General features: G+C 39.9%; 28 protein-coding genes and 1 riboswitch. Of the genes, 17 read left to right on the top strand and 11 right to left on the bottom strand.

The window, feature by feature from the left end; translation table 11 throughout:
• Positions 1 to 109: 109 nt before the first annotated feature.
• The gene (locus NL42_RS05685) at positions 110 to 454 is read left to right on the top strand and encodes a hypothetical protein (RefSeq protein WP_461312061.1); all 345 of its coding nucleotides are present in this window, start codon (positions 110 to 112) and stop codon (positions 452 to 454) included.
• A gap of 63 nt (positions 455 to 517) precedes the next feature.
• Here NL42_RS05685 and NL42_RS05680 read toward each other — a convergent pair whose 3' ends face one another.
• Positions 518 to 778, bottom strand: coding sequence for a DUF2798 domain-containing protein (locus NL42_RS05680; RefSeq protein WP_461312060.1), 261 nt, complete (start codon positions 776 to 778; stop codon positions 518 to 520).
• A 236-nt stretch (positions 779 to 1,014) separates the two neighbouring features.
• Between NL42_RS05680 and NL42_RS05675 the strand changes: the two genes are divergently transcribed.
• Complete coding sequence (locus NL42_RS05675; protein ID WP_461312059.1) at positions 1,015 to 1,353, top strand: tRNA-binding protein; 339 nt, start codon at positions 1,015 to 1,017, stop codon at positions 1,351 to 1,353.
• A 1-nt stretch (position 1,354) separates the two neighbouring features.
• Here NL42_RS05675 and lnt read toward each other — a convergent pair whose 3' ends face one another.
• Together lnt and NL42_RS05665 are read right to left on the bottom strand one after the other, a co-directional pair.
• On the bottom strand, positions 1,355 to 2,914 hold the full coding sequence (lnt, locus tag NL42_RS05670) for an apolipoprotein N-acyltransferase (protein WP_461312058.1): 1,560 nt from the start codon (positions 2,912 to 2,914) through the stop codon (positions 1,355 to 1,357).
• Complete coding sequence (locus NL42_RS05665) at positions 2,911 to 3,750, bottom strand: HlyC/CorC family transporter (protein ID WP_004794939.1); 840 nt, start codon at positions 3,748 to 3,750, stop codon at positions 2,911 to 2,913. Before NL42_RS05665 ends, lnt begins: the two co-directional genes overlap by 4 nt.
• Before the next feature lie 185 nt (positions 3,751 to 3,935).
• Here NL42_RS05665 and tusA point away from each other — a divergent pair, with 185 nt between their 5' ends.
• On the top strand, positions 3,936 to 4,193 hold the full coding sequence (tusA, locus tag NL42_RS05660) for a sulfurtransferase TusA (protein WP_461312057.1): 258 nt from the start codon (positions 3,936 to 3,938) through the stop codon (positions 4,191 to 4,193).
• A gap of 132 nt (positions 4,194 to 4,325) precedes the next feature.
• Complete coding sequence (locus tag NL42_RS05655) at positions 4,326 to 4,706, top strand: hypothetical protein (RefSeq protein ID WP_461312056.1); 381 nt, start codon at positions 4,326 to 4,328, stop codon at positions 4,704 to 4,706.
• Between the two features lie 105 nt (positions 4,707 to 4,811).
• On the opposite strand, the gene NL42_RS05650 is transcribed toward NL42_RS05655, so the two are convergent.
• Positions 4,812 to 6,524 (bottom strand): electron transfer flavoprotein-ubiquinone oxidoreductase, encoded by a 1,713-nt coding sequence (locus NL42_RS05650; protein ID WP_461312055.1) that lies wholly within the window; start codon positions 6,522 to 6,524, stop codon positions 4,812 to 4,814.
• Positions 6,525 to 6,710: 186 nt separating this feature from the next.
• Here NL42_RS05650 and NL42_RS05645 point away from each other — a divergent pair, with 186 nt between their 5' ends.
• From NL42_RS05645 to NL42_RS05625, 5 genes are all read left to right on the top strand, one after another.
• The gene (locus NL42_RS05645) at positions 6,711 to 7,322 is read left to right on the top strand and encodes a DUF1285 domain-containing protein (RefSeq protein ID WP_461312054.1); all 612 of its coding nucleotides are present in this window, start codon (positions 6,711 to 6,713) and stop codon (positions 7,320 to 7,322) included.
• Between the two features lie 46 nt (positions 7,323 to 7,368).
• On the top strand, positions 7,369 to 8,235 hold the full coding sequence (murI, locus tag NL42_RS05640) for a glutamate racemase (protein WP_461312053.1): 867 nt from the start codon (positions 7,369 to 7,371) through the stop codon (positions 8,233 to 8,235).
• A 117-nt stretch (positions 8,236 to 8,352) separates the two neighbouring features.
• A complete protein-coding gene (locus NL42_RS05635; protein ID WP_461312052.1) occupies positions 8,353 to 9,357 on the top strand; it encodes a DUF4062 domain-containing protein in 1,005 nt (334 codons plus the stop codon).
• Positions 9,358 to 9,430: 73 nt separating this feature from the next.
• Positions 9,431 to 10,447 carry a ferrochelatase gene (hemH, locus tag NL42_RS05630; RefSeq protein ID WP_461312051.1) on the top strand — a complete coding sequence of 339 codons (1,017 nt, stop codon included), beginning with the start codon at positions 9,431 to 9,433 and terminating at the stop codon, positions 10,445 to 10,447.
• A 23-nt stretch (positions 10,448 to 10,470) separates the two neighbouring features.
• Entirely contained in the window at positions 10,471 to 11,115 is a 645-nt protein-coding gene (locus NL42_RS05625) for an MBL fold metallo-hydrolase (protein ID WP_263032242.1), read from the top strand.
• Here the strand turns inward: NL42_RS05625 and NL42_RS05620 are convergent.
• On the bottom strand, positions 11,112 to 11,306 hold the full coding sequence (locus NL42_RS05620) for a DNA gyrase inhibitor YacG (RefSeq protein ID WP_003654666.1): 195 nt from the start codon (positions 11,304 to 11,306) through the stop codon (positions 11,112 to 11,114). The two genes, NL42_RS05625 and NL42_RS05620, sit on opposite strands and share 4 nt — an antisense overlap.
• 87 nt (positions 11,307 to 11,393) lie before the next feature.
• Here NL42_RS05620 and NL42_RS05615 point away from each other — a divergent pair, with 87 nt between their 5' ends.
• From NL42_RS05615 to crcB, 4 genes are all read left to right on the top strand, one after another.
• Entirely contained in the window at positions 11,394 to 12,032 is a 639-nt protein-coding gene (locus NL42_RS05615; protein WP_461312050.1) for a class I SAM-dependent methyltransferase, read from the top strand.
• Positions 12,022 to 13,227, top strand: coding sequence for a TIGR03862 family flavoprotein (locus tag NL42_RS05610; protein WP_461312049.1), 1,206 nt, complete (start codon positions 12,022 to 12,024; stop codon positions 13,225 to 13,227). The genes NL42_RS05615 and NL42_RS05610 overlap by 11 nt, the downstream gene beginning before the upstream one ends.
• Before the next feature lie 77 nt (positions 13,228 to 13,304).
• The gene (locus tag NL42_RS05605; RefSeq protein WP_461312048.1) at positions 13,305 to 13,715 is read left to right on the top strand and encodes a GFA family protein; all 411 of its coding nucleotides are present in this window, start codon (positions 13,305 to 13,307) and stop codon (positions 13,713 to 13,715) included.
• A gap of 44 nt (positions 13,716 to 13,759) precedes the next feature.
• Positions 13,760 to 13,826, top strand: a riboswitch (Fluoride riboswitch).
• Positions 13,827 to 13,952: 126 nt separating this feature from the next.
• Positions 13,953 to 14,333 carry a fluoride efflux transporter CrcB gene (gene crcB / locus NL42_RS05600; protein ID WP_057105397.1) on the top strand — a complete coding sequence of 127 codons (381 nt, stop codon included), beginning with the start codon at positions 13,953 to 13,955 and terminating at the stop codon, positions 14,331 to 14,333.
• Positions 14,334 to 14,751: 418 nt separating this feature from the next.
• Here the strand turns inward: crcB and NL42_RS05595 are convergent, their stop codons facing one another.
• The 3 genes from NL42_RS05595 to NL42_RS05585 form a co-directional block, all read right to left on the bottom strand.
• On the bottom strand, positions 14,752 to 15,087 hold the full coding sequence (locus NL42_RS05595) for a HopJ type III effector protein (protein ID WP_004794912.1): 336 nt from the start codon (positions 15,085 to 15,087) through the stop codon (positions 14,752 to 14,754).
• Positions 15,088 to 15,338: 251 nt separating this feature from the next.
• Positions 15,339 to 15,593, bottom strand: a complete 255-nt coding sequence (locus NL42_RS05590; protein ID WP_005301976.1) for a type B 50S ribosomal protein L31 — start codon at positions 15,591 to 15,593, stop codon at positions 15,339 to 15,341.
• A 99-nt stretch (positions 15,594 to 15,692) separates the two neighbouring features.
• A complete protein-coding gene (locus NL42_RS05585) occupies positions 15,693 to 16,991 on the bottom strand; it encodes an ABC1 kinase family protein (protein ID WP_461312047.1) in 1,299 nt (432 codons plus the stop codon).
• 256 nt (positions 16,992 to 17,247) lie between these two features.
• Between NL42_RS05585 and NL42_RS05580 the strand changes: the two genes are divergently transcribed.
• Positions 17,248 to 18,495, top strand: a complete 1,248-nt coding sequence (locus NL42_RS05580; protein ID WP_461312046.1) for an SfnB family sulfur acquisition oxidoreductase — start codon at positions 17,248 to 17,250, stop codon at positions 18,493 to 18,495.
• A 33-nt stretch (positions 18,496 to 18,528) separates the two neighbouring features.
• Entirely contained in the window at positions 18,529 to 19,779 is a 1,251-nt protein-coding gene (locus tag NL42_RS05575) for an acyl-CoA dehydrogenase family protein (RefSeq protein ID WP_461312045.1), read from the top strand.
• Positions 19,780 to 19,812: 33 nt separating this feature from the next.
• Here the strand turns inward: NL42_RS05575 and abeM are convergent, their stop codons facing one another.
• Together abeM and NL42_RS05565 are read right to left on the bottom strand one after the other, a co-directional pair.
• Positions 19,813 to 21,159, bottom strand: a complete 1,347-nt coding sequence (gene abeM, locus NL42_RS05570) for a multidrug efflux MATE transporter AbeM (RefSeq protein WP_461312044.1) — start codon at positions 21,157 to 21,159, stop codon at positions 19,813 to 19,815.
• Between the two features lie 33 nt (positions 21,160 to 21,192).
• Positions 21,193 to 21,654 carry a DMT family transporter gene (locus NL42_RS05565; protein WP_016139387.1) on the bottom strand — a complete coding sequence of 154 codons (462 nt, stop codon included), beginning with the start codon at positions 21,652 to 21,654 and terminating at the stop codon, positions 21,193 to 21,195.
• Between the two features lie 116 nt (positions 21,655 to 21,770).
• Here NL42_RS05565 and hemW point away from each other — a divergent pair, with 116 nt between their 5' ends.
• Positions 21,771 to 22,925, top strand: coding sequence for a radical SAM family heme chaperone HemW (hemW, locus tag NL42_RS05560; protein WP_461312043.1), 1,155 nt, complete (start codon positions 21,771 to 21,773; stop codon positions 22,923 to 22,925).
• Positions 22,926 to 22,970: 45 nt separating this feature from the next.
• Here hemW and NL42_RS05555 read toward each other — a convergent pair whose 3' ends face one another.
• Complete coding sequence (locus NL42_RS05555) at positions 22,971 to 23,726, bottom strand: SDR family oxidoreductase (RefSeq protein ID WP_461312042.1); 756 nt, start codon at positions 23,724 to 23,726, stop codon at positions 22,971 to 22,973.
• 112 nt (positions 23,727 to 23,838) lie between these two features.
• Between NL42_RS05555 and NL42_RS05550 the strand changes: the two genes are divergently transcribed.
• Entirely contained in the window at positions 23,839 to 24,735 is an 897-nt protein-coding gene (locus tag NL42_RS05550; RefSeq protein ID WP_461312041.1) for a LysR family transcriptional regulator, read from the top strand.
• Positions 24,736 to 24,828: the final 93 nt, after the last annotated feature.

Here is a 24,828-nt window from a genome sequence, read left to right as displayed (position 1 = left end):
TTAATAGTTACAAGAAAGTTAAAATGTAGAGAAAAATAAGCTATATATTTAAAAGAAAGCTTTGCATAATAAATAAAAAGCACTTTATTCAATTAAAAGGAGAGATTAAATGAAAGCATTTCTCATAATAGATGAACTGACTCAGTTTCATTGGGTAATGCTCAAATCTGTCCTATTGATTTTGGGTTTATTGCCAATCGCTGAAGTTTTCTTAAAGCTGTGGCTGAGTACAGAGGGAAGTAGCCAAATTATGATTGGTTTCTTCGCATTAACTATTGTGAGTGCATGGTTGATGGTGAGCTTCTTTACGGCATTAAAAGCGAGTGTTTGGCAAGCTAAACAAATATCTACTAAATATGAGCAATTAATTTTTAAAGCTTATCGTTATGTACCAATGGTGTTTCTATCGAGTTTAGTTGCTTATTTATCTTTGCAATTATCGATCGCTTTTTAATGATGTTTTAAAACCAAATTTTTAAATAAAACGTAGACTGAATATCTACGTTTTATTTTTTATTTAAGCTGGTTGGACCAGTAGAGCTGTAATTTTACGAACAATAGGCAAAATGAAAAGTAGCGTTGGGAACGCGATTAACCAAGAAATTGCCCATGCAGACATCCATACATAAAGGGAAAATTCTTCTAATCCTAAACTTCTTAACGTGCTGACCATGGAAACTACAAAAGTCATAATGATCGATAGAAGAAAGGGTAAAACAATAGCTGCATAGCGACTTGGAAGTTTCTTAAAATTATAGAAAGTTTTTGGTTTTTGCATTTTGACTCCGTAAACAAACAAACGCCTGTGCCATTCAAAGTATCAGAATATTTTGAAGAAATAGCTTCATGCATTGTTGGGGGGATGTTGGAACGTTGATTAACGTAAACGTTTACGGCTTTTTAATCAGCGGATTTAATTTAACATGAAATTTTCAAACTAAAAATAAAGTAATATTTTATTTTTGCATATTATATGTTTTTAGTTTAAGTGTTTAAGAACATGAGAAAAAGTAAATGGAACAAATCGAGTGGAATGATTTTTTAAAAGTAGAGCTTCGCGTCGGTAAAATTATTGAAGCTGAAGTTTTCGAAAAGGCACGTAAACCTGCCTATATTTTGCATGTAGATTTTGGTGAAGAGTTAGGGGTACGTAAATCAAGTGCTCAAATTACCAAGCTCTATGAGCCACAAGATTTGATTGGTAAGTTAGTTGTTGCTGTCGTGAATTTCCCTAAAAAACAAATCGGACCTATCCAGTCAGAATGTTTGGTGACAGGGTTTCACAATGCAGAGGGTGATGTAGCACTTTGTATCCCAGAGTTTGAAGTGCCTCTGGGTACAAAGTTATTGTAAATTAGCGGCGGGATTTAAAAGAAACGTCAACTTTACGTGGACGATACACCCAACCTAAGATCAGCAGTAATACTGCAAATCCTAACACTGGATAATCGCCTAAACGGTTATAAAGGGTTTGGCCTTGCATGGCAGGTAAATCGCCTCTTAAGACAAACTCTTTATCGAGCGGTGCTTGTTCAGTGATATGACCATTTTGATCAATAAACGCTGTTACACCAGTGTTGGTTGCACGAATAAACCAGCGACCATTTTCTTTCGCACGCATCTGCACCATTTGTAAATGTTGCCACGGCCCAGCAGTACCCGTAAACCAAGCGTCATTAGATACAGTCACTAAAAAGTCGCTGTCTTCTGCATTGCGTCGGGTAAGGTTCGGATAAGCCACTTCATAACAAATTGCAGCAGCAAGCGCATGCCCTTTGATCATGAGTGGTTTCTGGTTACTCTCACCACGTGAAAAACCACTCATGCTAATATCATTTTGCATGGCTGGTAATACCCATGAGAGTAAGCCAGATAGTGGAATATATTCACCAAAAGGTACGAGGCGCTGCTTTTTATAAAGACCGCTTGAATCGCTACCAGACGCCATAATGCTGTTGTAATAGAGCGGGCTACCGACTTCATGAGATTTGGTAACATCCCAGTAAGGAACACCAGTTACCCATGCAGTGTGGTTCTTTTTAGCTTGTGCATCCATTGCATCCAAAAACGGTTCAATGTCTGTTTGGAAGAGTGGAATTGATGATTCAGGCCATACAATTAAGTCACGGCCCCATTCAGATTGGGTTAGGCCAGCATAAATTTCTAATGTTCTAACTTGATATTCAGTCAGCCATTTTAAATCTTGCGGAATGTTACCTTGAATGAGCGAAACGCTAAGTGGCTTAGTGGCTTTAGGTTTTACAAATTGTATATATGATGCTCCCCATGCGCCCAAAACTAATAGGGCAGACGGGATAACCCAGAAAATACGCTTGCGCAGAACTTCAACTAAAGCACATGCTAATACAATGACGACGAAGGAAATTGCATAAATACCAAATAATGGTGCATAGCCATCGAGTAAACGTTCAGTAAAAGCGTAACCTACAAACAACCATGGGAAACCTGTAAATACCCAAGTTTTTGCCCACTCGAAAACAATCCAGAGCGGTGCAAAAGTCAGTGGTGTTTCAGGAAAGAAACGTCGGTAAACCCAAGTCTGAAGTGCGGTAAATAAGCCCATAAGCAGGGCCATAATAGCAATCATACCCACGCTTAGAAAAGCATTGGTATCGCCATATACATGGATGGAAGTGTAGAGCCAAAAAGCCCCCACAGACCATAAACCGAAGCCATAACTCCAACCAATAGCAAATGCTTGTTTGGCCGAACGTTTATGTAGTGATGCATAGAGTAGGGCTGGAGATAATATTGCCAACCACCACCAATAATAAGGTGCCAGTGAAAAACTGAACACGGCACCTGAAAATAAAGCAATGAGTAAAGGAAAAATTAAAGGAAGCTGTTTTTGTTGTTGCGATGAATCTAACAGCTTTTCAAAGTATGCTCTCATTGACGTACAGCTCGAATCAGATGAATAGTGCGGGCATCTGCTTCAACGATTGTAAATAACCAATTTCCAAGCTCAACAGTTTGACCTTGTAAATCACTTACTAGACCAATCTCTTGAAGCAATAAACCGCCGACAGTTTCTACTTCATCGTCAGAAAAATCAGCATCTAAAACAGTATTGAAATGTTCGATTGGTGTAAGTGCTTGCACCATCCATGCATTTGCTACCGTATGGTCATTGTCAGGAACAATGTACTGAGCATCTTCATCAGCAGTGTCATGTTCATCTTCAATTTCGCCAACGATTTCTTCAAGAATATCTTCGAGCGTAACAAGACCAGCCGTTGAACCATATTCATCAATCACAATAGCAATGTGAGTCTGAGTATGTTTCAACATGCGTAGAACCTGATCGGAACGCGCACTTTCTGGAACAAATAAGGGTTGACGCATAAGAACTCGAATATCGACTTTGGTATTCGGTTCGGTTAGAAACGGCAGTAAATCTTTTGCGAGCAAAATCCCGACAACATTATCAGGCTGATCAGAAGAAAAGACTGGAAAGCGTGAGTGAGCAGACTCGACCAATACATCAAGAATATCAAGTAACTGATCATCTTCTTGCAAACTGATCATTGCTGTACGTGGTGTCATGACTTCACGAATTTTTGTAGCAGGAAGGTCAAGAACACCTTCAAGCATGGCAACAGTATCTGGTTCTAAAAAGCGGCGTGAATTTTGGACTAATTTTAATAATTCATCACGGGTTTCTGGTGCTGTACCTAACCATTTACGTAAGCCTCGCATTCCCCACGATGGACTTGGTTCCTCTTGCATGATCTTTCCTAAAGACTCAATCTATCAAATGAATACTTTGAATCATACCGAAGAAAAGATGCATATGCATCTATAAAACCAGCTAAAAGACAAAACGCATATTGTTATGTAAAAGCCAGTTACAGTTAACAGGTCAGTAATTTGTTTATGCTAAAATGTGAAAATTCTATTTGTTCGAGTTTGTTATGTCGGAACAATCCATTTCACCTACTGTCCAAATTAATACACGTGGTTTACGTTGTCCTGAACCTGTCATGATGTTGCATCAAGCCATCCGCAAATCTAAATCTGGGGATGTGGTTGAAGTCTTCGCAACAGATAATTCTACCTCGTGGGATATTCCTAAATTTTGTATGCATTTAGGCCATGAGTTGATTTTGCAAGAAGAACGCTTAGATGAAAATGGTCATAAAGAATTTCATTACTTAGTGAAGAAAGGGTAATAAAATAATAAGGCTTCTAATAACGACTATTAGAAGCTATCAATAATTCAAATTTAATTTGAAATGATAATTTTTTACAAATAAGAATCATTATATAATCTATAAAATGATGTATATAAATGACGCATAAAAATGAATGAATATTTTGTGAAACGAAGCTTATTTATTTTTCTTTGGTTTTTCTGCATTGCTGGTTTATTACATATAGAGACTTCTTGGTTATCTGAAACTGTTGCTACCATTATTTTAGTTACTGTTGTTATTTTTGGCTCAATTCTATTGGGTTATAGAAATACATATTTTGCTCCCGAACCAAAAATAAAGATGAGTCTGATTTTACATACAAGTTTTATGGGGCTTATGTTAGTTGTTGATTTATTGTTTGGAAAATCAGTTTGGTACTTCGATTTAGCGCGAAACTTTGGTTTTCTTGGCTTGTTTTTATTAGGCACATTTATTTTTTATAAAAAGAACTTGAATTTAAATGTAGCAAAAATACCGCCTTTTCAATAAGCGAATTCCAATAAAAAGCCCCGAATAATCGGGGCTTTTTTGTATTACATATTTGGATATGAGACACGGTTAGCAAAGCAATGCTTTACCGTGTCGCAAGGGGAATTACATATTAGGGTAGTTTGGACCACCGCCACCTTCTGGCGTTACCCATGTAATATTTTGAGATGGGTCTTTAATGTCACAGGTCTTACAGTGAACACAGTTCGCTGCGTTAATCTGGAAGCGTTTAGAACCATCATTATCTTCCATGATTTCGTAAACACCAGCTGGGCAGTAGCGCTGTGCAGGCTCATCCCATTTCGGTAAGTTCACATTCACTGGAATTGAAGCATCAGTAAGCTTCAAGTGAGCTGGCTGGTTTTCTTCATGAACAGTGTTTGAGATAAATACAGAAGACAAACGGTCAAATGTTAATTTGCCATCTGGTTTTGGATAGTTTGGCTTGAAGCTCGTTGCATCAACCGTTTTCAATGCAGCGAAGTCTTGCTTCAAGTCATGCAAAGTAAATGGAACTTTAAAGACGTTTTGGTCGATAAAGTTAAATGCACCACCAATCCATTGACCAAATTTATGCATTGCTGGGCCAAAGTTACGGGTGTTATATAACTCTTCTTTTAACCAAGAATTATTATATTTTTCAGTGTATGAAGTTAATTCTTTAGTGAATAAATCTTCACCTTCAGTAACACGTGCAATGGCAAGGTCACCGCCTTTTTCTACACCGGCAGCAATCGCTTCAAATACAGCTTCACCACATAACATGCCTGATTTCATGGCAGTGTGTGAGCCTTTGATTTTAGCCATATTCAGGAAGCCAGCATCATCACCAATTAAGCAGCCGCCTGGGAATGTCAATTTAGGTAATGAGTTGAAACCGCCTTTCACTACAGCACGTGCGCCGTAAGAAATACGCTTACCACCTTCTAAATGCTGTTTAATCAGTGGATGAGTTTTCCAGCGCTGCATTTCCATGAATGGATACATGTGTGGATTTTCATAAGATAGATCAATAATCATACCCAAGCTAACTTGGTTATTTTCAATATGATATAAGAACCAACCACCAGAAGAACCAGTTTCAGCCAATGGCCAGCCTGCACCATGCATGACCAAGCCTTCTTTATGTTTTGCTGGGTCAATTTCCCAAAGCTCTTTAATCCCGATACCGTAGTGCTGAGGATCAGCATCTTTATCAAGGTTGTATTTCGCAATGAGGCGTTTACCTAAGTGACCACGGCAACCTTCAGCAAAGAGAGTGTATTTAGCGTGAAGTTCATAGCCCGGAGTAAAGTTATGCGTTGGCTCGCCATCTTTACCAATACCCATGTCGCCAGTTTGAATACCTTTTACAGTACCGTCTTCATGGTAAAGCACTTCAGATGCAGCAAAGCCAGGGAAGATCGAAACTTCTAGTTCTTCAGCTTTTTGACCTAACCAGCGAACGACATTGCCGAGTGAAACCGCATAATTGCCGTCATTGTGCAATGTCTTCGGTACCATCCAATGTGGTGCTTCTTTAGAAGTGGTGTCTGAAAGCAAGAAGAAAGTCTTGTCTTCAGTTACAGGGACATTAAGCGGCGCGCCTTCTTCTTTCCAGTTCGGGAAAAGTTCATTGATGGCACGTGGCTCAAGCACAGCACCAGACAAGATATGCGCACCTACTTCAGAGCCTTTTTCAACTACACAAACAGAAAGATCGGGTAAGTTATTTTCAATCGCTAATTGACGGATCTTAATCGCAGCAGACAGACCGGCAGGTCCTGCACCTACGATGACAACGTCAAACTCCATCGATTCACGTTCGATGTGTTCCATGTAGGACTCCTCAATACTTAAAGGTGGCAACCGTCATATTCAGAAATTCGGTGCTGCCGTGAGTGTTTTAATCCATAGGCGCAAATATGCTATTGTGCCTTTTATCGTTTTGGCTAGTATAGTTTTAAACCATGATCTAGCCAATTGGCTGAGTCGTCATATTTTTTCGTCAGCAAGGCATAAACTATGGTAAATCAAAATAATTCCCCATCGGATATGGGAAAAATACCGTTATCTGATGATAAAAACTTAATGAACATTGCACAATACTTAAAAGGTGTACAGCAAAGTCACAAAAGGTCAATTCCACCTTTAGAGCAGTGGCATCCAAAGCATTGCGGCAAAATGGATTTGACGGTTAAAGCCAATGGAGAATGGTGGCACGAAGGTCAATTAATTAAGCGCCAAGCCCTATTAGATCTATTTACCAAAGTCCTATGGAAAGAAGAAGGGAAATTCTACCTGAAAACCCCCGTAGAACAAATTGAAATTGAGGTTGAAGATGAACCTTTATTAGTCAATCAGGTCGATCAAGTTGAAATTTCAGGTGATCAATTTTTACAACTGACCACGACTAATCAAGATGTGATTTTGGTTGATGCAGAACATCCAATTTTTATGCGTGAATATGCAGGGGAGTTACGTCCTTATGTGCATGTGCGTTTTGGAATTAATGCGCTTATTCAACGCCAGTCTTTTTATCACTTAGTGGACTATGGGACACTCATCGAAAAAGAGAATGGTGAAACCGTTTTAGAGTTAAAAAGTGGTAATTTGCTCTTGCAATTAGGCACTTGAGGTTTAAGCTTTAGGAAGTGAAATTTTCTGACACTTCAGTACAGCTATGACCGCCATACAACCTCTATTTACCAATCTAGAACCTATGCCTAAAGCATCAGCAGATGCCCCAATTGGTATTTTTGATTCGGGAATTGGTGGAATGTCCGTTGCAGCCGAAATAGCTAGATATTTGCCGAATGAACGCATTGTGTATTATGCCGACACAGCCTACGTTCCTTATGGCCCACGTTCTGATGAAGAAATTAGAGAACTCACGGCTCGCGCAGTCGATTGGTTATATCGCCAAGGTTGCAAAATTGCGGTGGTTGCCTGTAATACAGCTTCAGCATTTAGTCTTGACCATTTACGTGAGCATTATGGCGAACACTTTCCAATCGTTGGTTTAGTTCCAGCATTAAAACCTGCCGTATTACAGACACGTTCTAAAGTGGTTGCCGTGTTGGCAACACCTGCTACTTTTCGTGGGCAACTCATTAAAGATGTTGTCGAAAAGTTTGCTGTTCCAGCGGGTGTTAAAGTGATGACGTTAACTAACCTTGAACTTGTTCCTTGTGTAGAAGCGGGACAGCAAATGGGTGAGGCTTGTTTAAACGCATTAAAAGAGGTTTTACAGCCTGCCTCTGAGCAAGGTGCAGATTATTTAGTGCTCGGTTGTACGCATTATCCTTTCTTAAATGAAGCAATTCATCATCTTTTTGATAACCAATTCACACTGGTTGACTCAGGGGTAGCCGTTGCTCGACAAACAGCCCGTATTTTAATAAAAAATGCGTTATTATGTGACCAAATAGGTCAGAATGTTGCACGTATTGAATGTTATGTCAGCGGTAATAATGCCGAGGCATTGCAACCTGTTTTACAACATATGATTCCACAAGAGTTAACTTGGACACTTCATAATCTGAATTGATCTTTTTGATATCATTTAGAAAATAGTGTTTTTTATATTTATTATTTTATTTGGGGCGGTTCATGATCTTGGCTGATTTTAAGTCACATACAGATCATGAGGCGAAAGGGTATTGTTATGCTCGATACACGCTATCAGATTTTTATTTCAACGTCTGGCCGCGATATGCAGCCAGAGCGAACGGTTTTGTCTCAAACCTTGGTGGGGATGGGGTTCTTTGCTTGGGGGCTAGAACATCGAACACCTTTAACAACTACACTTGCACGTCGACAGATTGATGAATGTGATTATGTAATCTTACTTCTGGGTAGTCAGTATGGAGAACAATCGATTTCTGGTGTGAGTTATCTGTCTTTAGAATATGAATACGCGTTAAGTCAGGCTAAACCTATTATTGTGTTTATGCATGAACAGCCTGAAAGTCGTGAAATAGTTTTACAAGAAACACAGCCACAACTTAAAGATAAATTTCTCGCATTTAGAAAAAAGTTATTACACGAAGCAAAGCATATTTTTTACTTTAAAACTCCACGTGAATTGGAGTTGGCTGTCCGTTTAAATATCCCTTTAATGGTTGAGCAACATATGGGACAAGGTTGGGTTCCTGCTCATCAAGCTCAGCAGTTAGAAGATGAAATTAGACTCTTAAGAAGTAAAATTTTGCGTTTAGAACAGCGAGTAACCGAGCCATCAACTCAGTTAAATGAAGTCGCACCACAAGATATTTTTGTATTTGAATATCAGATTCAAGCATTTCAGGATGGCAACTTTAAAGAGCTTAAACGACAACGACAAATGACGTGGTCTCAGTTGTTGAGCGTGCTGGCAAAGTGCTTTGAAACAGCTGTGCCAGAAGAGAATTTTGGAATTTGTCTGAATGAATATTTAAATCAGGCTGGCTTAGAAGATGCCCGTCAGGAATTACCTCGTGCACATGCGGTGGCTTGCGCACAGATTAATCATAAGGCACTGTTTCGAATTAAAAATCAAATGCAATCACAAGGCTGGATTGTCCCAACACAAACTGAGCAATCATATGACCTTTGGAAACTAACCACTAAAGCTCAAAAGATATTGCTTAGTTATAAATGGAACCATCGAGGCGTTCGATTAAAAGCTTAGAGCGATTCAATTTATATATGACACTGAAAACTGTTACATTAGTGTCATAAGATGAACTGAAAGGCATTTACACATGTCGTTTGAACAAAAACCGAAAGTTACTGTCATTTTAGCGAATTTAGGCACACCAGATGAGGCGACTGTGCCTGCGGTGCGCCGTTTTTTAAAACAGTTTTTATCTGATTCACGCGTGATTGAAATACCAAAATTCATCTGGTGGATTATTTTAAATCTGTTCGTTTTACCTTTTCGTCCGAAAAGAGTAGCGCATGCCTATGCTTCAGTATGGTCAGCAGATTCGCCAATGCGCGAAATTGTGTTTGAACAAACCAAACGTGTGCAGGCTTATTTAGAACAAGAAAATAAACAGTTTGATTTAACGGTTTTACCCGCAATGACTTACGGTAATCCGGGTATTGATGCAGTTTTAGAAAAACTGGCGACTAACCCACAAGAACATGTCATCTTATTGCCTTTATTTCCTCAATATTCTGCAACGTCTACAGCGCCGTTATACGACGCATTTGCCAAGTGGATTCCAGCTCAGCGGAACTTGCCGGGTCTGACCATCATTAAAGACTATTATCAGCATCCTATGTTTATTCAAGCCTTGGCAGAAAGCGTTTTAGCCTACCAAGAGCAGCATGGTAAACCTGAAAAACTGTTGATGTCATTTCATGGGATTCCACAGCCGTATGCAGACAAAGGCGACCCTTATGCAGATCGTTGTCGTATTACAGCAAAGTTAGTCGCGGAAGCTTTACATTTAAAAGATGATGAATGGGCAATTAGCTTCCAATCACGTTTTGGAAAACAAGAATGGGTTAAGCCTTATACAGACCAGCTTTTACAAGATTGGGCGGAGCAAGGCGTTAAGTCCGTTCAGGTATTAAGCCCAGCTTTTTCTGCCGATTGTTTAGAAACACTTGAAGAGTTAGCCATTCAAAACGCGGAATTATTTCAAGAAGCAGGTGGTGGTAGCTATGCTTATATTCCAGCTTTAAATAGCGATCAGGCTCATATTGATTTGCTTGCAGGTTTAGTTCAGGCTAATCTTGATGCCCTTACCCATACCTTAGCCCACCGTTAATTGCGTTTTAGCCAGAGGTTCTTATGCTGCAAGTCAAAATTGTTCCCGTTACTGCATTTGCTCAAAATTGTTCCCTTGTTTGGGACAGTGAAACGAAAGAAGCAGTTTTGATTGATGCAGGTGGTGATGCTGCTGTTTTGAAAAAAGAAGTTGAAGCCTTAGGTTTAAAAGTAAAGGCTTTGTGGCTAACTCATGGGCATTTAGATCATGCAGGAGCAGTCGGTGAGCTTGCCAAAGAATGGAGCGTTCCGGTTATTGGTCCACATAAAGAAGATCAGTTCTGGCTAGACATGATTCAGGAAGTATCAGCACGGTATGGCTTCCCAATTCCGCAGCCTGTTAAAGTCGATCAATGGCTTGAAGGTGGCGAAGTGCTAAAACTGGGTGAAGATGAGTTTGAGGTGCGCTTTGCACCGGGGCATACACCAGGACATGTTATTTTCTATAATAAAAACCATGGCTTACTTTGGACGGGCGATGTTCTATTTAAAGGTTCGATTGGACGAACAGACTTCCCGCGTGGCAATCATGATCAGTTAATTGAATCGATTAAACGTGAGTGTTTTAGTTTGCCAGATGATACTCAGTTTATTTCTGGACATGGCCCGATGAGTACCATTGGCTATGAAAAACAATTTAACCCGTTTGTCGCTGGTAAAGCAGGTTAATCCTCATAATCATCTTCATTTTGACTACCCTTGTTCTGCTGAGGAGCATCTTGGGTAGGCAATTTATATTCATCGTTTGCCCAAGCGCCTAAATCAATTAATTTACAGCGTTCTGAGCAAAACGGACGAAACTCATTACCTTCCCAAACACTTGGTCCACCACAACGTGGGCAGGGAAATGTACGTGGCATATAGCGATATCCTCAAAGTGAAGAGAAATAGATTAGGCAAAAGTCAGGTGACTTGTTAGACTTATGCCGATTTTTATTTAGTTTGATGTGATTATGCCGATTCGTCAATTTCAAGCACAACGTATGCAAGCGCCTCGTGATTTTACCCCAATTGAAAATACTCCGATTTGTGTAGAAATTGGAGCGGGTAAGGGTAAACATGCTTTGCTATTTAGTGGGCAACAGCCACAGCACACGTTGTATGCAATTGAACGAACCCGAGAAAAATACTTAGCAATGCAAAAACAGCATGGTTTGGAGCCAAGAGATAATTTGGTCCCTATACATGCGGATGCTCTGCCTTGGGTAGTGCATGCTTTGCACCCCGCTCAAGTTGAACATTTCTTTATTCTATATCCAAATCCAGAACCACATAACCCAGCACAGCGCTGGTTGAACATGCCATTTTTTGAGTTCTTAATCTCGCGTCTGCAAACAGGTGGAACCATTACTCTGGCAAGTAATATTCCCGAATATATTGAAGAGGCAGAGCAGCAGTTATTAAATGTATGGAAGCTGCCTTACCAAAAAGAAAAAATTGCTCAAACCTCTGCACGTACTCATTTTGAAATTAAGTATTTAGAACGTGGTGAGCTTTGTCAGCAGCTCATTATGATCAAGCCTGAAGGTTATCAAACTCGATTTGATGAGTTCGCGCCATTGCAAGGGCAAACACATGGCGAATAAGCGGGTTGCCATTATTGGAGCAGGCCCAGCAGGTCTTATGGCTGCTGAGGTACTAAGCCAATACGCTTATGATATTGATGTCTATGAACAAAAACCTTCAGCGGCACGTAAGTTTCTGATGGCAGGTAAAACTGGGTTAAACATCTCGCACGCCGAATCTTTAGCACAGTTCATTGACCGTTATGACCATGCAGAATGGCTCAAACCGTGGGTTGAAAAATGGGATGCAGTCTGGATTCAAAGCTGGATGAAAAGTCTAGGAATTGAATCTTATGTGGGCACCTCAGGTCGCATTTTTCCTGTCGAAATGAAAGCAGCTCCTTTACTACGTGCTTGGCTCAAGCGCTTGGCAGAGCAACAAGTTAAATTCTTTTATCGTCATCGTTGTATTGATTTGCAAGGTACAGCCGTAACTTTGCAAAATCAGAATAATCAAAGCACTGAAACTTTTACCCAGCAATACGATGCAGTCGTGTTGGCTTGTGGTGCGGTGTCGTGGTCACAATTAGGTAGTGATGGTGCATGGCAGCAATGGGTTGATCAATCTGATATTGAGCCTTTCCAGCCAAGTAATGCAGGCGTATTGCACGCTTGGTCTACTTTTATGGAAAGCTGTTTTGGTGAACCTTTAAAGCGTATTAATGCGTGGGTTGAGCCTAGCCAAGTTACTCATGGCGATATTGTAATTACTCACTATGGTTTAGAAAGTGGAGTTATTTATAAACTTGGTTGTGCTTTAAGAGAACAGCAAAAACAAGGGAATAGCTTAAATCTGTTTTTAGATTTGTTGCCTGATGTAGAGCTATCACTGCTAGTTAAGAAATTAGAAAGTGGTAAAAAACAATCGCTCACCAATATCTGGCGTAAAGCAGGTTTAGACACAGCGAAAATTAACTTAATTAGAGAAGTGGTTGATAAAGCGTTATGGAGCCAACCAGAGACTATGGCCCAGCAAATTAAAGCACTTCAAATCAAGTTAGAGGGCTTTAGACCCATCGAAGAGGCGATTAGCTGTGCTGGTGGTATTAAGCAAAAAGCATTAACTGAAAACTTAAGCCTCAAACAAATCTCAGGTGTGTTTTGCTGTGGTGAAATGCTGGATTGGGATGCTCCTACAGGTGGATATTTACTTACTGCATGCTTTGCTACAGGACGAGCGGCTGGTGAAGGTGTACATTCATTCTTAGAAAAATAACAATTAATTTGGCGCTATGTTTGATATGTGAAAAGTGTTATTTTTGAGCGATCAATAATAATAGGATTTACGAGAACATGTCTCAAGCATCACCAGTTTATCAAGGAAGTTGTTTATGCCAAGGTGTTCGCTATGAAATTAAAGGCGATATCGGAGATATTATTCAGTGTCACTGCCAACGATGCCGAAAATCCAATGGGACAGCATTTGCCACGAATGCTCCTGTCAAAAGTACAGATTTTAAAATTACCCAAGGTGAAGACTTAGTCAAAAAATTCGCTGTGGAAGGTGTATATCGTTGGTTCTGTAGCGAATGTGGTTCACCTTTGATTAGTTCGCGTGATGCCCAGCCTGAACTGTATCGTGTAAGAATTGGGACACTGGATACACTATTAGACCAAAAACCGACAATGCATATTTTTGCTGCTTCAAAAGCAGAGTGGGAAAGCATTTGTGACGATTTACCGCAATACGATGAACGTCCATGATTTAAAAAGTATGTTTAAATCAAATTCAAGATGATCTAATATACTTAAAACGGGGAGATGGCATTCCTCCCCTGAAAAACCGCCGTATTGGCTAATGATGCCTACGTTACCCTCATGTATTTATATATCGCTGGGTACGTAGGTTATTGCGTACTCTGCTTATTTTTGGAGTACGCCATGTCATATTTTCCTTCATTATTTTTTGCTCTTTTAGCGTCTATCTAAAGGGGTGGTCCTATGTATTACTCTCTACTTTCAATTGCTTTAGGCTCAGTTCTAGGGGCGTGGTTACGTTGGTTTTTAGGTTTAAAACTTAACCCGATTTACCCGCAAATTCCACTTGGTACTGTCACTGTTAATTTGGTCGGTGGTTTTATTATTGGTTTTGCGATTGCCTACTTTTCTCAAAGTGATTTAAGTCCGAACTATAAGCTTTTTGTGATTACTGGTTTTTGTGGTGCTTTAACTACGTTTTCAACGTTCTCGATTGAGATTGTGACTTTATTACAAAGTGGTAAGTTGGGAATGGCAATGCTGGGGATTTCTATTCATTTAATTGGGTCGTTAATTTTTACGTGTTTGGGGTTGGCGACTTATTATTGGGTAGCAGGACATTGAGTGTTTGTTTTGGTTGAAATGTTTACCGCTGAGTCTTTTCAATAAAGTTTTATGTCTGGATTAGCCGTCGGCTCGACCTACTTTTGTTTTGGCAAAAGTAGGCAAAACCATTTTCATCAACAGAACCTGTTATCTGTTTACACTTATCAAATATGTCGCAAAAACATTATATGGCTGATTTGAGTCAGGCTGTTGATGACTTCCCGAGTGTCGAATATAAGAGATTAATCAAATAATTTAATTAATAATTAGTCATTTACTATCGTGATAGACGGCATGGATGCCGTCGTTTCGCTGTGCTACATGGATGTAGCATCAGCGTAACAAAGGGTTTTGTCACTTTTGCCCTCAAAAGTGAGACATTGCCTATTAATAGGCTTTAGAAAATCTCATAATTTTAGGCTGTGCTAAAAAATGATTAAGCTTTTTCAGCCAAAGCCTGACCTTCAAACTTCACACCATCCCAACCATTTTGCATAAACTGACGAATATTTTGATGGTCAGTGCCCTCAGGTGTAGCCAATACAGATGCGTAGTGCTCTGCAAATAAACTTAAAGTTTGTGCTTGGTCTAAACCTTGTAACTTGGCAAAAGAGAAAACTTTTGCACTGCCTTGATTTTCAGTCGCAGCATTATGCTGTGCGCCATTTTGAAAAGCCGTTGGAGTATGTTGGTAACGTGCTTCAATATGAGCTAAAACGTCTGAAAATTTTGCTGTGCCTGCTTGTAATTGTGCAAGTAACTCTTGTGCCATTATCTTAAACTTCCTATCAAATGAGGGTTCAAGCATAGCATCGAATAGCAACTTTGAAAGCTCGGGAAATGCAAAAAAATGATGAGTTGTAGGGAAAATAAGAAGAGTTTTTATACAAATTGTGGATAAGTTTTCTTTTATACACAACATAAAAAGATCGAAAAAATACACATAAAAAAAGAAGCCTAAGTGGAGGAGATAGTCTTAGGCTTCCAATGATTTAAGTGTATTGGTCAAATCTTAACGTAAGATTAACTCTTACGATTAAAGCGAGCGAAGCGTTTATTAAAGGTTGCAACGCGGCCTTCATTACTTGCTTGACGTACTTCACCTGTGTAGAAAGGGTGAGATGCACTTGAAATATCAAGGGTTACATAAGGATAGACTTTTCCTTGATATTCTTTGGTTTGTTTAGACTGAAGAGTACTACCAATTAAGAAGTACACGTCTGCATTGGTGTCATGAAATAACACTTGTTGATAAGCAGGATGAATATCTTTACGCATGAGAGATTGTCCTAAATTATTTTTGATTAAAGAAATGTTATAACATAACAAATAATAAGTCAATGTACCCCATAAAGGTTACACTGACTTAAAATTTAATTAGTTAGAAGGCGGGACAAGCTCTTCAAATAAATCACTAAGATTGTCATGTACTTTTAAGTGAATTAGGTTCCAGTAGTGTCCTGAAATGGTTCTATTGACCATAAGCGTATCTGGTGAAGGCTTAAAGACATCCCAGTACTTCAAAGATTTTTTCACAAGCAACATGCCATCATGGTGGGATGAGTTCTCGGCAAAATCATAGGTGGTATTAAGCGGGCGTAATAACACTTCAATCCAGAGCTTATATAGATCACTCGGAAACTTACCTTTTTCGGCAAGGGAGTGTAGTTCAAGTAATTCTGTTTCAATAAGCTCGATATTTTCATGACGAGCTGCATTCACCAAGCGCTTAAAGTTTTGTACGATTTCATTTGAAAGTGTTTTAACACTGCCATAGTCATAAATAATGACACTACCGTCTTGGCGGAAAGCAAAGTTACCTGGGTGAGGGTCGCAGTGAAAACGTTTTAAAAAGAACATTTCCTGACCTAAAGCACGTATTAAGCGGTTTCCAATCGTATTTCGAATTTCAAGAGGCCAAGAACTTGCAGTTTCAATGCTGTCACCTTGTTCGAGGCTCAAGGTTAAAATACGTCTTGAAGAATAATCTTTATAAACAGTCGGGATGATAATTTTTTCATCTAACTGGCTATGGAATGTTTTGAAAACTTCAAGGTTTTGAGCCTCGATTTCATAGTTAAGTTCTGCTGAAAGGCTATCTTGAATTTCTGCAAAAAGTTGATCTTGTAGCTTTTTATCAATTTTAAGTACGCCCATTAAACGAAGTGCCAAACGTACTTGTTTTAAGTCACTTTCACAGGCTTCATCAACACCTGGATATTGCACTTTAACCACGACTTGTTCGCCACTAGGCAGCGTAGCTTTGTGAACTTGTCCAATCGATGCCGCAGCAAAAGGTTCACTATCAAAAGATTTAAAAGCAACATTAAGCGGTTTGCCCAGTTCTCTCTCAACTTGCTGCTGAATAGCGGCAAAAGGCATGGCTGGTGCTTGGCGTTGTAGCTTTGAAATTGCTTTAGCGACTTCGGGTGGGAAAATATCTTTATATTGCGATGCAATTTGCCCAACTTTCATGACGGCACCTTTCATTTCGCCTAAGGTGTCGGCAATTTGCAAACCAATATCCTGAAATAACTTGGTTTTTGAAGCCAGCTTTTGCTCTTCATCTGCGGTCAAGTTTCGAATCGAGTTAGAAACGGTTTTCGTTGCAATGCTCGCGGTCATTCCTGCAAGTTTCATAAAACGTTTGCCTGGTGAACTTGCATTCTTTGCCATGTCTTCGATACCTCATTGACTACAACATAATATTGCCTAGTTTTGATCATAGGTGACAAAGCTTAAAAAGCCTATATGAAATTGTTTATCTCATGTAAGAAAATTTTCGAAAAACAAAATGTTATTTTTATAGTAAAAAATATGAAAAGCTTGTGAAAATCCATTTCATAAACAAAGCTTTAATATCTATAAAGTGTCTGTTTTTTTGGTGCTAATGTGAATGGTAAGTTAAATAAAAATAGAGATAACAAAAGTTATGACAAGTTTAAGTTCAGCCCATGGGCGGTCTCAGGCGGTTCCTTTATCTGTGTTTGAGCAGTCAAAAGATGCGCATATTATTCGTTCTGATGAAGAAGCAATTGAGGTTGCCAAACAACTTGCGCAAGAGTTCGCACAAGAAGCATCTGAGCGAGACAGAGAGCGCCGTTTACCCCTAAATGAAATTCAACAGTTTTCACAAAGCGGCTTGTGGGCCATTACGGTTCCCAAGCAATTTGGTGGTGCACAAGTCAAATATCGAACTTTGGCTGAGGTCATCAAAACAATTGCGAGTGTTGATCCATCTCTTGCACAGCTTCCCCAAAATCACTTGGCTTTTATTGAACATTTACGTCTTGATGCAGGCCCAGAACAACAACAGTTCTTCTTTAACTTAGTGTTGAGAGGAATTCGTTTTGGGAATGCCTTCTCAGAAAAACATAGCAAAACGGTGGCTGACCTCACTACCACATTAAAAAAGACCGAGCATGGTTATGAAATTAATGGCAAGAAATTCTTTGCAACTGGCGCATTGCTTGCACATTGGATTCCGATTGTCGCGGTGAATGAAGAGGGCCAGCCTTATGCTGCACTCGTTCCTCGGGAAACTTCAGGGGTGAATATTATTAATGACTGGTCTGGTTTTGGGCAACGAACCACGGCCAGCGGTACTGTTGAACTTAATCAAGTTCCAGTACGTGAAGAGTATTTAGTTCCGATTTATCAGGCTTTCGAACGTCCTACACCAGCAGGTGCGATTTCGCAATTTATTCAAGCTGCTGTCGACGCAGGCATTGCACGTGGCGCAATTGAAGAAACAATTCACTATGTCAAAAATCATAGCCGTGCATGGGTCGACTCAGGTTTAGAAAAAGCGAGTGATGATCCCTATACGATTGCAAACATTGGTGATTTAAAAATAAAACTTCGTGCAGCAGAAGCAGTATTAGATTTAGCAGGAGATGCGATTGATCAAGCGATTGCCGACACGACAGAAGAACATGTAAATCAAGCGACATTACTGGTTGCTGAAGCAAAAGTACTCACTACAGAAGTTGCGATTTTAGCAGCGAATAAGCTTTTTGAGTTGTCTGGAACACGTTCTACTTTGTCAGAGCTTAATCTGGACCGCCATTGGCGTAACGCTCGTACTCACACCTTGCATGATCCAGTGCGTTGGAAATATCACATTGTCGGTAATTATTACCTCAATGGCATCCATCCACCTCGTCATGCATGGAGCTAAAGTGAAGAAAAAAACAAGATTAGGAGAATAAAGATGACAATTACTCAAATTGAATTAGAAGAGCTATCGGTAGGCGCCGATTATGAAAAAGTAGCAAGTAGATTTCGTCCAGTTTTTGAAAAAATTGCCCAAGGTGCAATTCAACGGGAAAAAGAACGAATTTTGCCTTTTGAACCTATTCAGTGGTTAAAAGAACTCAAATTAGGTGCAGTACGGGTACCCGTTAAATATGGTGGAGATGGGGTGTCATTGCCACAACTTTTCCAGCTTCTAGCAGAATTGGCGCAAGCAGATTCGAATATTGTGCAAGCGTTGCGTGGACACTTTGCTTTTGTCGAAGACCGTTTAGTTGCCCATAAAGAGCATTCGCAGGAAGTCTGGTTTCAGCGTTTTGTACAAGGTGATTTAGTTGGAAACGCATGGACCGAAGTTGGAAACGTACAGATTGGTGATGTCGTTACCCGAGTAACCAAAGATGCTTCGGGTAACTTGGTGGTGAATGGCGAAAAGTACTATTCAACAGGAAGTATTTTTGCAGACTGGATCGATTTATTTGCTTACGATGAAGTGAATGACCGTCATGTGATTGCTGCTATTTATCGCCATGAAACTGGGGTAAGTGTGATTGATGATTGGGATGGCTTTGGTCAAAAGACAACGGGTAGTGGTACTTTAAAAGTGCATCAGGTTCATTTGCCAGCTTCGCACCTTATTCCATTTGACCAGCGTTTTAAATATCAAACTGCTTTTTATCAGGTTGTCCACCTTGCAACTCTAACAGGAATTGCACACGCAGCCGTTGAAACTTTCAGCCAAGAGATTCGAGACAGGAAACGTATTTTTAGTCATGGTAATGGCGATCTTGTTCGTCACGACCCACAAGTTTTACAGGTGGTGGGTAAAGCCTCTGCTCAAGCCTATGGAAGTCTAGCAATTACGATTAAAACAGCAGAAGCATTACAAAAAGCTTATGAAAGTCACTTTAGTGAGTTAGAGGTGAAAGAACATCAGTTTAATGTAGATGCTGAGCTTGAGTCGGCGCAAGGGCAGGTGGTGATTTCTAATTTGGTACTGGATTTAACCAGCCAGTTATTTAACGCTTTAGGTGCATCGGCAAGTAGTCAGGTTAAACAACTCGACCGTTTCTGGCGTAATGCACGAACAGTCTCTTCTCATAATCCACTCATCTATAAAGAAAAGGTCATTGGCGATTGGGAAGTGAACCGTACCGATTTACCCTTTGTCTGGCAAATTGGAGCAAGCCCGCGAGCAAAGTCTGCATAATGAAAAAAAGCCGATGTTTCATCGGCTTTTTTATTAGGTCTGGCTTAAACGTTTGGTATTTAAATAAAGCCTTGAAAGTAATAAAACACAAGCAATGCTTAAACCAATAATCAAACCTAGCCACACACCAGCTACGCCCCAATGGGTATAACGTGCTAAATAAAGTCCGATAGGAAAAGCAATCACCCAATATGCCATAAGCGTAATCCACATTGGTGCTTGAGTATCTTGCATACCTCTTAAACAGCCTGCGGCACTTACTTGTAATGCATCCATCAACTGATATGCCATTGCAAACCAGAGTAAATACATCGCAACAGGAGCTACGTTTAAGTCTTGAGTATAAATCGAGATAATTTGTTCACGGCCTAGAGCAATAAAAGTCATGGTTAATATGGCAAAAAATATTGCTGTGCTGAGACCAATCTTTTGAACTTGGTACATTGAAGCCCAGTTCTTTTCACCATAATAAGTACCAACACGGATGGTCAGGGCAATGGCTAGTGAAAGTGGAATCATAAACAGCACAGAGGTAACGGAAATTGCGACTTGGTGTGCAGCAATAAACACTTCACCAAGTGGGCTAAGGACTAGTGCACCTGTACTAAAAATACTAATCTCAAAAAACACAGCTAAACCGATTGGTAGACCAAGCTGTAAAATTCTTTTAACTAAAGCCATATTAATTTTATCAAATCGGCTAAAAATAGACGTGTTTTGATAAGCCGAAGCTTTATAAATATAGCCAGCTAAAGTAATCAGCATGAGCCACTGTAAAATGGATGTTGCAAAACCACAACCCGCGCTACCCAAAGCAGGTATTGGCCCTAATCCATGCATAAAAATCATGTTAAGAGGGATCAATACAACTAAAGCTAACATGCTAATAGCTGTCACAGGGCGTGGATGGCCTAATGCTTCTGAATAGCCACGTAGCGCTGCGTACATGGTCACAGCTGGCATACCTAAACCAATTGCATGCAAGAATAGGCTTGCTTTAGGTCGTAAGCTCTCTGGTACGCCGAACACATGCAAGAAAAACGGCATAAGCTGCAAAATGAGCATTGCCAGTACACCTAAAATGACAGCAACCCACAATGACTGACGAACAACGACAGGGATCTGCCCTGTATTTCTTGCGCCTTTTGCTTCGGCTACCAAGGGTGTCGTTGCAATCATAATGCCGCTGAACAGGAGCATGATTGGAACCCATAAACCGACCCCTACAGCAATTGCTGCTAAGTCAGTTGCAGATAAATGCCCAGCCATAATAGTGTCAATTAACCCGAATCCTGCTTGAGCAAACTGGGTAATTAAAATCGGTAGCATTAAGTGGAAGAGTTGTTTTAATTCAGACCGAAAAGATGTGACATTCGACACAAAAGGTACTCTTTTTAAATATAAAAAATGAAGCTAACGCTGCAAAGTGAGTACCACACCGACAAAGATGATGACTCCACCAAGAAATCGTTGCCATGTAACAGGTGTCTTTTCTGTGCCCAACCAACCAAAATGATCAAGTAACATAGAAATAACGATTTGCCCAAAAACGACTAGCCCTGTAAAGGTTAAAAAACCAAGCTTAGGTGCAGTATAAATGCTCATGCTGATTGCATAAACCCCAAGAAATCCTCCAGTCCAAAGAAGCCATGGAATATTTGATATTTCACTTAAAGTGGGTTTCTCAGCACTTTGAAAGAAAACCATAACTGCTAAAACAATAGTACCTATGAAAAATGATAATAAAGCTGCTTGTAAGGGTGAATGTAGTTGCTCGCGCAGTTGAGCATTGATTGCAGTCTGAAAAGCCATGGCAACACCAATTCCCATAGCTAAGGGCAAAAACAGGAAAAGTTGGCTAGAGAATTTCATCATTTTTATCAGTATTTAAGAATGTTTAAATTTAGTCTAAAGCAATTAAGGTATGTTTTCATAAGCCCATTGATGCAGTCATGTTAAAATAGAAATATTGTGTAAATTGGACCTGCTCCTTGGCCGTATTAAACCCTGCTTCTGTTCCGTTATCTTTATATATCCATATGCCTTGGTGCGTGCGTAAATGTCCATATTGTGACTTTAACTCGCATGCCGTACCAGACGGAGCACTTTCGTCAGAACTTGAGCAAACCTATTTAAAAGCGTTGGTCGCTGACTTTGAAACTCAACTAGAGATGGCACAGGGGCGTTCAATTCATAGTGTGTTTATTGGTGGTGGGACACCTTCATTGATTTCGGCACAGGGTTATGTTTGGTTATTTGCAGAACTTAAGTCATTGCTTAAGTTTGAAGATGGCTGCGAAATTACTTTAGAGGCAAATCCGGGAACGGTAGAGCATGATCCGTTTGCAGGGTATTTAGAGGCAGGCATTAACCGCTTATCGATAGGTGTCCAGAGCTTTGATACTGATCATTTGCAAAAGCTTGGACGTATTCATTCTGCAAACAATGCAATTGAAGCGATTCAACAAGCAAAGCAGGCTGGCTTTAAGCGAGTGAATGTAGACTTAATGCATGGTTTGCCTGAGCAAACGCTAGAGCAGGCGCTCTATGATCTCAAGCTTGCTGTAGAAAGTGGCGCAACACATATTAGTTGGTATCAACTCACCATTGAACCAAATACCGTTTTCTTTCGTACCCAACCCGTTCTACCGCAAGATGAAATGCTTGAAGATATTCAAGAGCAGGGTGAGGCATATCTTAAGGCAAATGGTTTTATAAATTATGAAGTTTCGGCATGGCGTAAAGAGCTGCCTTCAGCACATAATTTGAATTATTGGGAATTTGGTGATTATCTTGCGATTGGTGCAGGTGCACATGGCAAAGTGACACAACCAGATGGTGTGTATCGTTTCCAAAAGACTCGTTTGCCAAAAGACTATTTAGCTAAGGTTCCTGCTGAACATTTGCAAATGAAAAAGATTGAGGTAGAAGAGCTTCCTTTTGAATTTATGATGAATGCTTTACGTCTAAATGACGGTGTAAAAGCTGAGTTATATGAACAGCGTACAGGCGTAAGCTTAGATCATTTAAATGATGTACTCACTTCACTGCGAGCTAGAAAACTACTGGTAGATGATGTTTCCCGTTTAGCCTGTACAGAGCAGGGGCATATTTTCTTGAACTCCGTGCTAGAAGAATTTTTATAATGAAGCAAACTAAAAAGCCGCACCATGAGATGCGGCTTTTTGATTTTAGCGAGTGGTGTAGCCACCATTTGCAAAAATTGTTTGACCGGTAATCCACCAACCATCGGTCACCAAAAAACGGACTAATGGCTCAATATCTTCAATTTTGGTGAGCCCACCTAAAGCTGAAGCTGATTTATGGTAAGCCACTGCTTCGGCAGATTCCTGTCCATAAAAGAATGGTGTATCCATAGGCCCTGGTGCAACAGCAGTCACAGAAATTTGGCGGTCTCCAAATTCTTTTGACGCAGCGCGAGTATAATGCTCAACAGGTGCTTTTAAGCCTTCATAGGTTGAATACAGCCCAGTGTAGGCTGCAAGAAGAGAAGTCACGATTGAACAGATCTTTCCGCCGTCATTTAAATGACGACCCGCTGATTGAATAAAGAAGTAGGCAATTTTTGAGTTGATATCGCTCATGCTATCAAACTCTTGTTCTGTGGTGTCTAAAAAGGATTTCTTTAAAACCTTTCCAACTGTATTAATGGCTATATCAATTCCGCCAAAATGTTGCTTGGTGTCTAAGAATAGCTTTTCAATATTATCAATATCCGTTAGGTCTGCCTGAATTAAAACAGCATCTACACCCAAAGCTGTTAACTCTGCGAGAGTCTGTTCTGCATCTGTTTGAGTTTCAGCGCTATTGTAGTGAATTGCGATTTTTGCGCCTTGTTCTGCAAATTTACGGCTAATGAGACCACCTAAGTTTTTTGCACCGCCTGTAATCAGTACAACTTTATCTTTAAGCGTATGAGTTGTCATGATGATTGTTCCTATGCTGACTTGTTCTAATGCGTTTTTAGTCTAGATTGGCGGTAATTTTTGATCAATTATGCTAGTTTGGTTTAACTATTCAGAAAATATGAACAATTAAATGGATCGGTTGCAGCAATTTTTTATTTTCACAGAAGTCGCTAAACGACAAAGTTTTAGTGAGGTGGCAAATCAGCTTGATTTACCTCGCTCGACAGTGACGAGTGCAATTCAGCAACTTGAAACTCACTATGGTGTTCGGCTATTTCACCGCACCACGCGCAAAGTAAGCCTCACTCAAGATGGACAAAGAATATTGCCCGAATGTCAAAATCTATTATTTGACTATGAACAGCTCGAACAACTCATACAAACGCAAAAGCAGCATTACCGTGGCACGCTAAAAATTTCAATGCCCAGCCGAATCGTGCATCAAGTGATTATTCCTGAACTTCCCGATTTTTATAGCCGCTATCCAGACATTCATTTACAACTAAATAGCTCTGATGACATTACTGACTTGATCGAGAAAGGGATTGATTGTGTCGTTCGGGTGGGGCAGCTAGAGAATAGTAGTTTGATTGCGAAGTTTGTTGGTAATTTGATTATGGTGAACTGTGCAAGTCCTCATTATTTGGAACAGTACGGTGTTCCTGAACAATTGGAAGATTTATCACAGCACAAACTCATTAACTACGCAGGAGCCGTAGGGGAAAAGCAGGGCGTATTTTTATATCAAGATGGAACAGTGATGATCGATAGTGCTTTAAGTGTAAATAATACAGAAGCCTATGTTGCAGCGGCTTGTGCTGGCTTAGGGATTATTCAACTTCCATACTACGATGTTCAGGATAAAATAGAGCAAGGAACCTTGGTTGAAGTGCTAAGTGCACATACGCCTCAATCCTTGCCACTCAATATTTTATATCCGAACCGAAGTTATATTCCTAAACGTTTAGAAATCTTTATGAATTGGGTTAAAGACATTTTATATAAGAAATGCATCGTCATCTTTTAGTCATGAAATTAAAATAAGATAACAATAAAAAAAGCCTCTCGCAGTGAGAGGCTTTTTAGAATTTGGTGGGTCGTCCGCGATTCGAACGCGGGA

It is taken from the genome of Acinetobacter sp. GN11 (assembly GCF_054823985.1).
This window is presented reverse-complemented; position numbering and strand designations above follow the sequence as displayed.